Source organism: Agrobacterium genomosp. 13 str. CFBP 6927 (genome assembly GCA_900012615.1).
Taxonomy (GTDB): domain Bacteria; phylum Pseudomonadota; class Alphaproteobacteria; order Rhizobiales; family Rhizobiaceae; genus Agrobacterium.
The window spans coordinates 933,445-947,267 of record LT009756.1 but is presented as its reverse complement, the minus strand read 5'-3'; the positions used below and the strand labels follow the sequence as shown (position 1 = coordinate 947,267).

The following is a 13,823-nucleotide window of genomic DNA, read 5'->3' as shown; positions in this document are numbered from 1 at the left end:
GTGATTCGTAATAACTTCGTATAGCATACATTATACGAAGTTATACGAGTGGCCCGAAGGGTCGGATGAGGGGGCAACGCCAGCGATATGCGGAGAGCTCGCCCCCTCATCCCGCTGCCGCGGACTTCTCCCCCTCGGGGAGAAGAAACAAGCGGCGACCACCCGATCCCTCGCGGTAGTCTCGTATCTCAGCCACACTTCATGCGAAAAACGCCCGGCCCACCAGCACCTTCAACTCGCCGGCGTGAACCTCCAGCGCCACGTCCCGTTCCATCGGCAGCAATTCGCCGTCGATGACGCAGCGCACATCATGGCGTTTCTTGGGGAAATGCAGTTCAACATCCGTCACGGTCATGGCCGTTACGGCGGCGTTTTCCTTCAACCTGCCACGCAGAATGTCGAAAACGAGCTTTGCGACACCCGAGGGAGGCAGCGGATCTGTGAGGTAAAAACCGAGATGGCCACCCGACACGCTATCCGCCACCAGCAGCGAATTCTGGCCGAACTCATTGTTGGAGACGGAAATGGCCGAGACTTTGCGATGCTGGGTTTCGCCGTTGACGGTATATTCCACCTCGAAGACCGGTGGATTGAGAATGACGCTGATGGCGGCGCGGATGCTTGCCTTGATCTTGCCGAGACGCGAGGCGAAGGCGAGATTGTTGCGGTAGCGCACCATGCGCGAATGCAGGCCCGCCGAAAACTGGTGGACGAAAAGCCTGCCATTGGCGCTGGCAATGTCGACACTGGCGATCTCGCCATTCGCCAGCGTCTCCAGAGACTGACGGATATCAAGCGGCAGCTTCAGCGAGCGGGCAAACAGGTTCATGGTGCCGGCGGGCACAATGCCGAGCACAATGCCCTGTTTCCAGGCTATACCGGCGGCCGCCGAAATGGTGCCGTCGCCGCCGCCGGCAATGATGCCTTCGATGCCCGGCTCCTCGGCGGCACGCTCCATTTCTTCGACAATGTCCCTGCCTGACACGAGACGGCAATCGATCTCGTGCCCTGCGCGGGAAAAGACCTCGCGGGCGTGGTCGCAATAGGCATCCATATCCGTGGTGCGAAAGGTGCCGCCGTCACGATTGAAAATTGCAATGAGCTTCATGTTCCAACCTGATCCCGTGAGGCAGCCGCGCGTAAATGCCTGGGCTTATATAGGGTTCCAAACACCATCGCGTGAAGATGCTCTTTTGCCGAGAATCGCTCTACCGCAACGCATCATTTCATGTTAGGGATGACTTAAGGTCATTTTCATGACCGCGCATCTCCAGTCAGGGCAGACCGCTCCCATACGGTCTTGCCCTTTTTTCTGTGGGGCCCCTCCCCTTCTCAGGTCACAATGAGCCAGTCGAAAATTTCCGAAGTCCGTTCTGATGCGGAGAATGAAACCGTTTACACGGCTGCCCCGGCTGTGGCCCTTTCCCCGCTTGCCATCGCCCTGATTGAACTGGCGCTTGCCGCCGGCGGCTTCGGCATCGGCACCGGCGAATTCGCCATCATGGGCCTGCTGCCCGATGTCGCCACGACCTATGGCGTAACGGTGCCGCAGGCGGGCTACGTGATCACGGCCTATGCGCTGGGTGTCGTCATCGGCGCACCGATCATCGCCGTCCTTGCGGCACGCATGACGCGGCGCGCTTTGCTCCTTGGCCTGATGGGGCTTTTTGCGGCCGGCAACATCTTAAGCGCCATCGCACCTGACTTCCTGAGCTTCACCATTCTGCGCTTCATCACCGGCCTGCCGCATGGCGCCTATTTCGGCGTTGCGGCGCTGGTGGCGGCCTCCATGGCGCCGATCCACAAGCGTGCCCGCGCCGTCGGCCGTGTCATGCTCGGCCTCACCATCGCCACGCTGCTCGGCACGCCGCTTGCAACCTTCTTCGGCCAGCTGCTGTCCTGGCGCGCGGCCTTCATGCTGGTGGGCGGCATTGCGCTTCTGACCGTCGCCCTGCTGTGGTTCTTCCAGCCGCGTGACCGGGTGGAAGAAGGGGCGAGTGTCTGGCGCGAACTCGGCGCTTTCCGCCGCGTGCAGGTGTGGCTGACGCTTGCCATCGCGTCCGTCGGTTTCGGCGGCATGTTCTCGGTCTTCAGCTATATTGCCAAGACCACCACCGATGTGGCGATGATGCCGGTTTCCACCGTCTCCATGGTGCTGGCGCTGTTCGGCATCGGCATGAATGTCGGCAATGTGGTCGGCTCGCGGCTTGCCGATATCTCGCTCAATGGCACGATTGGCGGCATGCTAGCCTTTAACGTGCTGGTCATGGCGGTGTTCGGCATGACGGCGCATGATCCTTTCATGCTGTGCCTCTGCGTCTTCCTGATCGGCTGCGGTTTTGCCGCCTGTCCGGCGGTGCAGACACGGCTGATGGATGTGGCGCAGGATGCGCAGACGCTTGCCGCCGCGTCCAACCATTCGGCCTTCAACATCGCCAATGCGCTCGGCGCCTGGCTCGGCGGCCTCGTCATCGCCATGGGTTATGGCTATGCCTCGACAGGTTATGTCGGCGCGGTTCTTTCCCTTCTCGGGCTTGGTGTTTTCCTCGTTTCCGTCACCGTCGAACGGCGCGAAAAGGCGGCTTGAAGTCGCCTTTTTTTACAGCCTGCATCGCCGCCCCTCGCCACGGTGCAGAACCTTGCGGAAATTTCATAATCGGGTGCTTGACTCTTTTCGGTTTCAGGCGCAACACGGCCTTACGCGCATGCCGACCAGCACGGCGCGGATTTCAACGGAGCATCATTGGATGTCTAGCGACAGTAGCAGTCGATTGCCTTTGCCGAGACCGGCGAACGTGAACTGATCCGACCACTGTCGGCTCACCACCGCGTTCGCCGTTATCGGCGAATCGACGGAAAGGTGAGCAATCATGAACTTCCACAACCTCTCCCAGAGGGCCAGCAAGGCCGCACGTCTTCTTCGTAGCGGAAACGCCGGTTCCTCCACCACCATCGCCGAACGCGTCGAGCACCTCAACACGCTCGATGTCAGCGAAGCCGCAACCGCCCTCCTCGCCATGCCGCAGGCAAAGGCCGTCGCCATTCTCGACCGGCCGGAACTGCATGGCGCAGCCGCCATCATCGCCCATATTCCTGTCGAACAGGCAGCCCGCTTCGTCAATCTGATGTCTGACGACCGGGTGGCCGACGTCATGGCGGAAATGGAAGAAGAGCCACGGGCAAAGCTGTTTTCCCGGCTGGACCGCACGACGGCGCTCTCCATCAAGCACCTGATGGGTTATCCGCCGCGCACCGCCGGCTCGATCATGACCACGGAATTCGTCAGCGTGCCTGATGACTGGACGGTGGAACAGACCCTTTCGCACATCCGCGTCGTCGAGCGGTCGCGTGAAACGGTCTATGCCATCTATGTGCTGGCGCAGGACGGAACGCTCTCCACCGTCGTGACGCTGCGTCGCCTTGTGACCGGTGAGCCCGGCGCTTCCATCCTCTCCGTCGCATCGAAGGAAGGCATCGTCTGCGCCAGCCCCCTGATGTCGCAGGAGGATGTCGCCCGGCTGATCCGCAAGCACGACCTTCTGGCGCTGCCCGTCGTCGATGACCGTTCGCATATTCTCGGCATCGTCACCGTTGACGACGTGATCGACACCATGATCGCAGACACCACGGAAGATGCCCACAAGTTCGGCGGTATGGAAGCGCTGGGCAAGCCCTATATGACGATCGGCTTTCCGGACATGATCCGCAAGCGCGCCGGCTGGCTCGCCGCACTCTTCCTCGGTGAAATGCTGACGGCCAGCGCCATGCAGCATTTCGAGGGCGAGCTGGAAAAGGCCGTGGTGCTGACGCTGTTCATTCCGCTCATCATGTCGTCGGGCGGCAACTCCGGTTCGCAGGCCACCTCGCTCATCATCCGGGCGCTGGCGCTCGGTGAGCTGAAGCTTTCCGACTGGTGGCGGGTGCTGCTGCGGGAAATCCCGACGGGCCTGACCCTTGGCTGCATTCTGGGCGCCATCGGCTTCCTGCGTCTGACGGTCTGGCAGCAGGCGGGCTTTTATGACTATGGCGAGCACTGGCTGCTGGTGGGCGCCACCGTCTTTGCGGCGCTTGTCGGCATCGTCACCTTCGGTTCGCTCGCCGGCTCCATGCTGCCCTTCGTGCTGCAGCGCCTGCGGCTTGACCCCGCCAGCGCATCGGCCCCCTTCGTCGCCACGCTGGTGGATGTCAGCGGCCTCGTCATCTACTTCTCGGTGGCGCTGGTGATCCTGAGCGGTACGTTGCTCTAAAAGACGAAAGGCCCGCTCGGAAGAGCGGGCCTTCTACATTTCGCGGCACGTCATAATCTCTCCTCCGTCATGCCGGACTTGATCCGGCATCCAGCCACGGCGCGTCTGCGTCGTGAGGAGAGTCTTTTGCGCTCAAGGACTTGATCGCGCTGGACCCCGGATCAAGTCCGGGGTGACGGCGTGCGGATGATGCAACTTTGCCAAAAGCATGGTTCCTGGAAAGCCCCTCACCCGCCGGCGCTGATGACACCCGTTCCCAGGAGCCCCAGCAGGATGAACCCGATGACCACGCGGTACCAGACGAAGGGCATATAGCTTTTGGTCGAGACCAGCTTGAGGAACACAACAATCACCGCATAACCGACGATGAAGGCGATCAGGGTTGCAAGTCCTGTCGGTCCCCAGCCGACTGGATTATCCTCGCCGATGCTCTTGAAGAGCTGGTAGAAACCGGAGCCGAAGACGGCGGGAACGGCGAGCAGGAAGGAATAACGCGCTGCCGCCTCGCGGGTATAGCCCAAAAGCAGGCCGGCGCTGATGGTGCCGCCGGAGCGCGAGACACCCGGGATAAGCGCCATGGCCTGCGCGAAACCGAACAGGATACCGTCGCGCCAGATCAGCTGGTTCAGCTTGTAACGCTTTTCACCGATCCTGTCGGCGATGCCGAGCACGATGCCGAAGACGATGAGCATCACGGCGGTGATATAAAGGTTGCGCAGCGAATGTTCGATGGCGTCCTTGAAGAACAGGCCGAGAAAGACGATCGGCACCGAACCGACGATGATCAGCCAGCCAAGCCGGGCATCGGCCTTGTCATAGGGGCCGAGGCGAAGGTTCTGCCGCAGCCAGGCGGCGGCGATCCGCATGATGTCGGACCAGAAGTAAACCAGCACTGCCATTTCCGTGCCGATTTGGGTAATCGCGGTGAAGGCGGCACCCGGATCCGTGCCGGAGGGCAAAAACTCCCCGGCAATCCGCAGATGCGCGCTTGAAGAAATCGGAAGAAATTCCGTAAGTCCTTGCAAAAGGCCGAGGAATCCGGCCTCCATCCAACCCATGCTCATGTGCTTTGATGTCCCTGCTGCGAATCACGATGGCAGCATTATGCATCAATCGGGGCAAATCCGTGTTGCATTGCACCATCCGCAACCCTCAAGCGCAGGCGTGGTTTTACCCGTGATTTTTCAGGCCGCCTTCTCCGCAGCCTGCGGAAGCTGGGTATATTTCGCGCCGTTCTTGCAGACGACATGGGCGTCGCCCCAGACTTTCAGCGCCGAGATTACCGGCCGCATGGTCTCGCCAAGCGGCGTCAGCGCATAGTCCACGCGCGGCGGCACCACCGGAAAGACGGTGCGCGAAATCAGGCCCGCCTCTTCCAGCTCGCGCAGCTGCTTCGTCAGCATGCGCTGGGTGACGCTGGGAATATGGCGGCGCAGCTCGTTGAAACGCAGCGTGCCCTCATTGATGAGGTGATAAAGGATCACGCCCTTCCATTTTCCATCGAGGAAACTTAAGGCCGATTCCACCGGGCAGCCGGGAAAGTTACCGGTCAGTTTGGCGCGCGGTCGCGACATCACAGTATCCTTTTTGTATGTATCATCACAAAATGTGCATTCTTGCGATCGATGTTCATATGTATCAAGTAAGAGGCACGCAAACAAGCAAAGGAGACTGTTCATGCGCGCCATCGGTTACAGGACGAACCAGCCAATCACCGCAAAAGAAGCCCTTATCGATATCGACCTGCCCCAGCCGGAGGCGAGGGGGCACGATATTCTGGTGGAGGTGAAGGCCGTTTCGGTAAACCCCGTCGACACTAAGGTGCGCCGAAATCAGGCTCCGGAAAACGGCACGGCTCGCGTGCTCGGCTTCGACGCGGCGGGCGTGGTGAAGGCCGTCGGCGACAGGGTTTCGCTGTTCAAGCCCGGCGACGAGGTGTTTTACGCCGGTGTCATCAACCGCCCCGGCTCCAATAGCGAATTCCATCTGGTCGACGAGCGCATCGTCGGCGCCAAGCCGAAATCGCTGAATTTTGAGGAAGCAGCCGCCCTGCCGCTGACCGCGATCACCGCTTATGAAACGCTGTTCGACCGGCTGCGAGTGAAGGAGCCGGTTCCAGGTGCCGCGAACGCCGTTCTGGTGATCGGTGGCGCCGGTGGTGTGGGCTCCATCGCCGTCCAGCTCCTGCGGGCGCTGACCGATCTGACCGTCATTGCCACCGCTTCACGGTCTGAAACGATTGCGTGGGTAAAGGAACTCGGCGCGCATCACGTCATCGACCACAGCAAGCCGATCGCTCCGCAGGTGGAGGCGCTCGGTCTCGGTGCGCCGGGCTTCGTCTTCTCCACCACCCATAGCGACATCCATGCCGCCGACAGCGTGGCGGCCATCGCGCCACAGGGACGTTTCGCACTGATCGACGACCCTGCCGGCGGTTTCGACGTCATGGCTTTCAAGCGCAAATGCGTGTCGATCCATTGGGAAATGATGTTCGCCCGCGCGGTTTTTGAAACGCCCGACATGATCGAACAGCATAAGCTGCTCAACCACGTTGCCGCACTGGTCGATGCCGGCAAGATCAAGACGACGCTGACGGAGGTTTTCGGCACCATCAATGCCGCAAATCTGATCAAGGCGCATGCGCTGATCGAAAGCAACAAGGCCAAGGGCAAGATCGTGCTTTCGGGCTTCTAAGCTTCCCGCGCATCCGGCAGGCGGATCGGCCTGGTGCTGGGAGGGCGGGAGAAACCCTTCTGCTTCTTTCGAAGCCCCAGCTGATCCCCTTGCCAGGTCAAACTCTCCCGGCCGGGCTAAGGGCACCGCATCTGTACGGCTGCGGCAACCCAACTGCAATGAATGGCCGGAATGCCTTCAGTCGTCGTCCGGCTCTTCCGGGCACGGCCAGGAGGCGGGTGCGGTCAGGCCGTTCGGCAATTTGGTCTTGGCGTCACCGCAGGCAATATCGATCTGTTTCTGGTCGAGGCCGGTTGCCGTGGAGAGATCGAGCCCTTCGATCCTTGTCAAAAGCAGGAAGGCGCTGGTGAAATCCACCGGGCCGCCGAGTTTTGCCCCGCCGAAGCGGGCACGCGACAGGTTGGTGAGGGAGAATTTCGAGCCGTTCAGCGTCGCGCCCTCGAAATCGGCCCGCCCGAGTTCGGCCTTGGTGAAATCCGTACCGTCGAGCTTGGTATTCTCGAATTTGGTCCGCTGCATTTCGGCATTGATGAACTTGGCATTGGTCGCATCGGCGGCGGTAAAGTCGCTGCGATAGGCCTCAACCTTGGTCAGATTGGCGCCCTGCAGGTTCGCCTCCCCCAGTGCCGTGCGGATGAGCTTGGCTTTCTCGAGATTGGCGCCCTTCAACGACGAGCCACGCAAATCGGTATAGGTGAAATCCGTGCCGTAAAGCATCGCCGAATCGAGATTGCTGCCGCCCAGCATCAGAAGGCGCTTGTTGCATTCGCGCCAGTCGATGCCGGCCATGGCATCGGTGCGGCAGCTGGCAGCCACCAGCGGACCGCCACTCAATGAAAAGATGACGACGACACCTGCCGCCAGAGCGGCACCAAACCTTGTCTTCCGCACGATATTCAGCCTTTGAAAGCCGGACATTCTCGTAACTCCCTGTCGCCGGGCGACGGACCTAGGACCATATGCATATTGAAGGCGTTACCGCATCGCCGAACCACAATCCATGGGCCACACGACCATGCAACACCCCAACATCCTATATGTAAGAAATCGAAGAGCAATCCACAAATAGACAGGGGGCAACAGGGCTGTGGATACCACATCTCGTCAAGCCGGGCTTGACCCGGCGTCCAGTCAGGGCGCGTCTGCGCCCTGGGAAATAAGTCCCTGCAATCAGAGACTTGCTCGTTCCGCAAATAACGGTCGAGAGTGATTGCGAGCGGTCTTCCCACGCTCGCCGTCATCCTCGGGCCTGTCCCGAGGATCCACTCACGTATCGAAAAACCAACCCGTTACAGATGTTCGGGACAGGCCCTAAGCATGACGGAGAAGAAGGCTTCAGCCGTAATCGCCATCACATATTGGCGTAGACCGGCCCCTCGCCACCCTGCGGCGGCACCCAGTTGATGTTCTGGTTGGGATCCTTGATGTCGCAGGTCTTGCAGTGCACGCAGTTCTGGGCGTTGATGACGTAGGTTTCCTCGCCATCCTTCTCCACCCATTCGTAGACGCCGGCCGGACAATAACGTGTCGAGGGCCCGGCATAGACGTCGTGTTCGGAGCGCTTCTGCAACGCCATGTCCTTCACCTGAAGATGCACCGGCTGATCCTCCTCATGATTGGTGGAGGACAGGAACACCGAGGACAGGCGATCGAAGGTCAGAACGCCATCGGGTTTCGGATAGGCGATCGGCTTGTGTCTCGAGGCCGGTTCGAGGCTTTCGGCATCCGTCTTGCCATGCTTCAGCGTGCCGAAGAAGGAGAAGCCGAACAGCTGGTTCGTCCACATGTCGAGACCGCCAAGACCGACACCGATGAGCGTGCCGAATTTCGACCACAGCGGCTTGACGTTGCGCACCCGCTTCAGGTCCTTGCCGATATCGCCGTCGCGCCATTCGACCTCGATCTCCACCACCTCGTCATGGGCACGGCCGGCGGCAATCGCCGCGGCGATCTTTTCCGCCGCCAGCATGCCCGACAAGACCGCATTATGGCTGCCCTTGATGCGCGGCACATTGACGAAACCGGCGGAACAGCCGATCAGCGCGCCGCCGGGGAAAGTCAGCTTCGGCACCGACTGGTAACCGCCCTCGGTGATGGCGCGTGCGCCATAGGAAATGCGCTTGCCGCCCTCGAAAGTATCGCGGATGGCCGGATGCGTCTTGAAGCGCTGGAATTCCTCGAAAGGATAAAGATAGGGGTTCTTGTAATTGAGATGGACGACGAAGCCGACGGCGACCAGATTATCCTCGAGATGGTAGAGGAAGGAACCGCCACCGGTCTTGAAACCGAGCGGCCAGCCGAAGGAATGCTGCACGAGGCCCTGTTTGTGGTGTTCCGGCTTGACCTGCCACAATTCCTTGATGCCAATGCCGAATTTCTGCGGCTCGCGATCTCTGGAAAGCTCGAATTTGGAAATCAGCTGCTTGGCGAGCGAGCCACGCACACCCTCGCCGATCAGCACATATTTGCCGTGCAGCTCCATGCCGCGGGTGAAGGCCGGACCCGGTTCGCCGTTCTTCTCGATGCCCATGTCGCCGGTGGCGACGCCGATCACCGCGCCCTCGTCATTATAAAGCACTTCGGTGGCGGCAAAGCCCGGATAGATCTCGACGCCGAGCGCTTCCGCCTTTTCCGCCAGCCAGCGACAGACGAGGCCAAGCGAAACGATGTAATTGCCGTGATTGTTCATCAACGGCGGCATCATGAAATTCGGCAGGCGGATGGAGCCGGCCGGCCCTAAGAACATGAACTGGTCGTCCTTGACCTCGGTCTTGAAGGGATGCCCCTCCTCTTCCCGCCAGCCGGGCAGCAGCCTGTCTATGCCGATGGGATCAACCACGGCGCCGGAGAGAATATGCGCGCCGACTTCCGCGCCCTTTTCGAGAACGACAACCGAAAGCTCCGGCTCCACCTGCTTCAGGCGGATCGCGGCGGCAAGACCCGCAGGACCCGCGCCGACAATCACAACGTCGAATTCCATCGCTTCGCGTTCGGGCAGTTCCATCGCTTCCGTCATCTTGTCCTCTCCGCATCGCCGGTCCCATCCGGCTGTTGTTATATCCGCTTTTTGGCATCTTCGCCGCATTGGCTGCGCAGGTCAAAAGCCATCCGCGACACCGCATTCACTAGCGCCTGTCTTCGCAAAGCAGGACGCCTTTGTCGAGCTTCTATAGCGGCAAAACATGTCGCACGCCACTTAATTGTCAGACAACCTGATGAGTAATTTATTACTTTTACGTTCACGTAATATGAGGATAAGGGTGACATGTTTAGGCGTCAAGAGCCGTTACCGTTTGGCGAGCGCCAGTTACTCCCCGGCAAGGCGCTAGCAGCCACCATTGCCATTCTGGTGATCGGGACTAGTGTGGCAAAGACGAGCGATCCGATCGGCAGGCAAGACACATGAAAACAGCTATCGTCTTCGACTGTGAATTTCTCTGCATTCAGGGGTCGCAAGGCCGGTTCTGGTGTGCGGCAATCGATCCTGATCCCGTCATCGCCCAGATCGGCGCCGTGAGGATCGGCCTTGAAGCCGATTTCCCTGTTCTGGAGACCTTCAAATCCTATGTCACGCCTGTTGACCGGTATGGCGACAGATATGCGCTCGATCCATATTTTACAAACCTCACCGGAATTACCGAAGAACAGATCGATGAGAAGGGCACAAGCCTTCATAAGGCGCTGGCGGATGTGGAGATGTTCTCACAAGGAGCGAAATTGTGGTCCTGGGGGAAAGACGAACTGAATATGATGGCGATCAGTTGCTATATTGCCGGTATAAGCCCGCCAATTCCTGCATCCCGGTTCGATAACGCCGTTAAGCTGCTGCTTGCCGCCGGAATGCCCCTTGAAGACCTTGCCCGAACACCAAGCAACAAACTTGCGGATTATTTTGGTGTCGATCACCCCGTTCTCCAAGGACACGATGCGCTGGATGATGCCCTGTCGGTTGCCTACACGCTTCAGCATCTTCTGCGGTCCGGGAAACTTCAGCCCTCGGCGTTTGACCGTTAGGGGTCGATAGCTGATACCAACCCTCTATCCAGGGCGTTATTCTGGCGAGGCCTGCGACATGGTTTTCCACTCGTCATTCAAAACGGCATAGATGAACTCGTCACCCCACGTGCCATTGAAGCGGTCATTCTGAATGAGATGTGCTTCCCGGCGCATTTTGAGACGTTCGACGATCCCGATCGAGCCGCGGTTCAGGGTGTCCAGCCGGGCAAAAATCCGGTGAAATCCAAATACGTCGAAACCCAGCCCGATCATCGCCCGCACGGCCTCGGTGGCGTAACCCTTTCCAGAGAAGGACGGATTGAAGATATAACCGACTTCAGCCTGCAGCGCTTCCCGGCTGGCGATTTTCAGAAGTACCTCGCCAATCAGCGCGTCATCATCGCGCCGGATTACCGCAAGCCGCAACGTATCGCCATCCTCTTTGAATGAACCCGTCACTATCTCGGCGAACTGAGCCGCGAGCGCCGTCTTCCGGGGCGGTGAGGCGTATAGAAATCTGTAGACGTCGCTGCGACCGTGATAGTCGGCATAAGACGGGAAATCCTCATCCCGGAACGTACGGAGGATCAGACGTGGCGTCTGTAGCGACGAAAAACTTGACTTGTCCATGAATACCCATTTGCCAATAACCCCGCCCATGTAGGTTTCGAGCGGACAGATGCAAGACGGCTCAGGGCGAGTTACGCCCCTGCCGGGATCGCGCAAATGTGGTCCGGCCGGCCACAGTATGGTTGTTACCGTGGCCATTTTCACCTTGCCGGACTGTTCCTCTCCGAAGCCGTCAGCACTTGTCCAGCGAAAGGGCAAGGTCGGCGACAAGATCGCCCGGATGTTCGATACCGATTGACAGCCGGATTTTGAGTGAAGCGCGCGCCTCTTTTCAGGCAAAAATACGCGCTCTGCTTTCCAGGTCGCGACTGACCCTTGCGTAGGGCGCGGGTCCGAAACTGATCCGGGCGACGCCGATCTCTGCCAATGCGCGAACTTCTTCCGTGTCTCCCGATGTCATGACGTTGATCGGCAGCGTCGTCTGTCGGCATATTTTTTCGATCAGCTTTTTATCCTTCAGCCCAGGCACGAAAAAGCCATCCGCGCCTGCTGCAGCATAGGCGGCCTCGCGGGCGAATACTTCGTCCAGCAGGGTTGCGTGATCCACCCCTTCCGCTGACTTCAGAAACACATCCGTTCGTGCATTGATGAAAACCGGGATACCGGCATCACTTGCCGCGCTGCGGACCGCCCGAAGCCGATCCGACTGGTGACCGATGTCATGCAGACCCTTGCCGTGCACCACCTGATCTTCGAAGTTCAATCCGATGACGCCGAGGGCAAACAGGCGGCCAACATTTTGCCTGACGGCGGCGGGATCATCTGCGTAACCGCCTTCAAAATCCACGGTGAGGGGCAGATCAACACATTTCGTTATGCGCGCGACGACTGACAATGCGTCATCCAGCGGCATTTCCTCACCATCCGAATAACCCTGTGCCGCAGCGACAGACCAGCTTCCGGTGGCTATCGCCTTCGCCCCGCCGCGCGCAACGGCCACCGCACTTCCCGCATCCCAGATGTTGTAGAGGACGATGGGATCACCCGGAATGTGCAAGCTGCGGAATATTTCCGCACGTTCGATTTGACTGTTCATCGCGGTCTCTCCTGTGATCGATATTGCCGAGCTTTTGCTCATCCAATCAGTCGTTACAGGCGCCCGAAGCCGCTGCAACAATCCGGAAAACTGCTAACACTGGCCCTGCGTTGCGACCGCCGATTTTCGGGCGTCGATGTCCCCATTTTCAAGCACTGCGTGCGGCCAATCTCGGGCGTCCCACTCAAACCGCCCATTCCTCATCCGTCGTGAACACAATCGTCAGCCACCGATCGGAGCTTTCGCCGCCGAGCGCATCGCCGATCTCGTCACGGATCGCGTCCCATTCTTCCAGACGCCGGGCCGGCCAGTTCTTCGGCACGATGAAGAAGAGTTCGATCTGCCGGCCGCGTCCGACGCGGGCGACGTAGGAATAATGCGAGGCGAAGCCGAATTTTTCGACCGCCTCCGTCGCCACCCGGTCCACATGCTGCTTGAATTCCAGCGGCGTCACCAGAAGGATGTCGGCGAGCGCCTGTTTCACATTGCCGAGCGGCATGGGGATGATGACGAGGCAGACCAGGGCCAGCACGGCGGGGTCGATATAGGGGGCGATCCACGCCTGACCTGTCCCGGTCAGCCCGTAACCGATGGCGAAGGCCAGGAAGAGCGCGACGCTCAGGAGCGCGCTCATCAGCCAGCTTTTGGCGTCCAGCGCCACGAAGGCCGATTTCAGCCGGCGGTTCTGGCGTTTGACGAACCATGCCATGGCAAGCGAGACCGCAAAGCTGACAAAGGTGACGATGATGGCATAATCGAACTCGATCGATCTGCCGCCATCCATCAGGCTGTCGACGGCATTGATGAGGGCATAGATCGCAGCCCCCATCAAAAGTGTGCCGTTAAGGCCAAGCACCATCGGCTCCAGATGCCAGAAACCCATGGTGAAACGCTCCGCCAGCCTGCCACCCGGCCGTGGAGCCGCAGAGACGGCAATCAGCCGCGCCACGAGCAGCGCCAGCACCGTCATGAAAGCATCGGTCAGGGCATAAACCCCGTCGAACACCACCGCGAAGGAGCCGGAGAACAAGCCCGCACCGATGCCGAAGGCGGCCAGAAGAACCGTGACGGCGATGGAGAATTTTAGCAGAGATTGTTCTGTCATGGCGCGTATTTGACCTTCAAAAGCGGGCGTTGCCTTCCTATAAACAGGGCAGACCGGGCGGGATAGCGAAAAATCCATGCGATTTTAGCCTGAAATCCCGTTCGAAATCACGATC

At 59.7% G+C, this 13,823-nt stretch carries 12 protein-coding genes; 4 read left to right on the top strand and 8 right to left on the bottom strand.

Annotated features, from left to right (window positions below; translation table 11 throughout):
- Positions 1-199: 199 nt before the first annotated feature.
- Positions 200-1,108: a diacylglycerol/lipid kinase family protein gene (locus AGR13A_RS04735; protein WP_080833965.1), complete on the bottom strand. Its 909-nt coding sequence runs from the start codon at positions 1,106-1,108 to the stop codon at positions 200-202.
- A gap of 234 nt (positions 1,109-1,342) precedes the next feature.
- Here AGR13A_RS04735 and AGR13A_RS04730 point away from each other — a divergent pair, with 234 nt between their 5' ends.
- Entirely contained in the window at positions 1,343-2,587 is a 1,245-nt protein-coding gene (locus AGR13A_RS04730; RefSeq protein WP_080833962.1) for an MFS transporter, read from the top strand.
- A 283-nt stretch (positions 2,588-2,870) separates the two neighbouring features.
- Positions 2,871-4,247, top strand: coding sequence for a magnesium transporter (gene mgtE / locus AGR13A_RS04725; RefSeq protein WP_080833960.1), 1,377 nt, complete (start codon positions 2,871-2,873; stop codon positions 4,245-4,247).
- Between the two features lie 227 nt (positions 4,248-4,474).
- Here the strand turns inward: mgtE and AGR13A_RS04720 are convergent, their stop codons facing one another.
- Together AGR13A_RS04720 and AGR13A_RS04715 are read right to left on the bottom strand one after the other, a co-directional pair.
- Positions 4,475-5,311: an undecaprenyl-diphosphate phosphatase gene (locus AGR13A_RS04720; protein WP_080833958.1), complete on the bottom strand. Its 837-nt coding sequence runs from the start codon at positions 5,309-5,311 to the stop codon at positions 4,475-4,477.
- 120 nt (positions 5,312-5,431) lie between these two features.
- Positions 5,432-5,821: a winged helix-turn-helix transcriptional regulator gene (locus AGR13A_RS04715; RefSeq protein ID WP_035218162.1), complete on the bottom strand. Its 390-nt coding sequence runs from the start codon at positions 5,819-5,821 to the stop codon at positions 5,432-5,434.
- A gap of 103 nt (positions 5,822-5,924) precedes the next feature.
- Here AGR13A_RS04715 and AGR13A_RS04710 point away from each other — a divergent pair, with 103 nt between their 5' ends.
- Positions 5,925-6,941 (top strand): zinc-binding alcohol dehydrogenase family protein, encoded by a 1,017-nt coding sequence (locus AGR13A_RS04710; protein WP_080833956.1) that lies wholly within the window; start codon positions 5,925-5,927, stop codon positions 6,939-6,941.
- Positions 6,942-7,118: 177 nt separating this feature from the next.
- Here the strand turns inward: AGR13A_RS04710 and AGR13A_RS04705 are convergent, their stop codons facing one another.
- Positions 7,119-7,859 (bottom strand): pentapeptide repeat-containing protein, encoded by a 741-nt coding sequence (locus AGR13A_RS04705; protein WP_080833955.1) that lies wholly within the window; start codon positions 7,857-7,859, stop codon positions 7,119-7,121.
- Positions 7,860-8,292: 433 nt separating this feature from the next.
- Positions 8,293-9,957, bottom strand: a complete 1,665-nt coding sequence (locus AGR13A_RS04700; protein ID WP_080833953.1) for an electron transfer flavoprotein-ubiquinone oxidoreductase — start codon at positions 9,955-9,957, stop codon at positions 8,293-8,295.
- Between the two features lie 386 nt (positions 9,958-10,343).
- Between AGR13A_RS04700 and AGR13A_RS04695 the strand changes: the two genes are divergently transcribed.
- The gene (locus tag AGR13A_RS04695; protein ID WP_080833951.1) at positions 10,344-10,955 is read left to right on the top strand and encodes a 3'-5' exonuclease; all 612 of its coding nucleotides are present in this window, start codon (positions 10,344-10,346) and stop codon (positions 10,953-10,955) included.
- Between the two features lie 36 nt (positions 10,956-10,991).
- On the opposite strand, the gene AGR13A_RS04690 is transcribed toward AGR13A_RS04695, so the two are convergent.
- The 3 genes from AGR13A_RS04690 to AGR13A_RS04680 form a co-directional block, all read right to left on the bottom strand.
- Complete coding sequence (locus AGR13A_RS04690; RefSeq protein ID WP_080833950.1) at positions 10,992-11,567, bottom strand: GNAT family N-acetyltransferase; 576 nt, start codon at positions 11,565-11,567, stop codon at positions 10,992-10,994.
- 271 nt (positions 11,568-11,838) lie between these two features.
- Positions 11,839-12,603, bottom strand: a complete 765-nt coding sequence (locus AGR13A_RS04685) for an isocitrate lyase/PEP mutase family protein (RefSeq protein WP_080833948.1) — start codon at positions 12,601-12,603, stop codon at positions 11,839-11,841.
- Positions 12,604-12,787: 184 nt separating this feature from the next.
- Positions 12,788-13,708, bottom strand: coding sequence for a cation diffusion facilitator family transporter (locus AGR13A_RS04680; protein WP_080833947.1), 921 nt, complete (start codon positions 13,706-13,708; stop codon positions 12,788-12,790).
- Between the last annotated feature and the right edge of the window lie 115 nt (positions 13,709-13,823).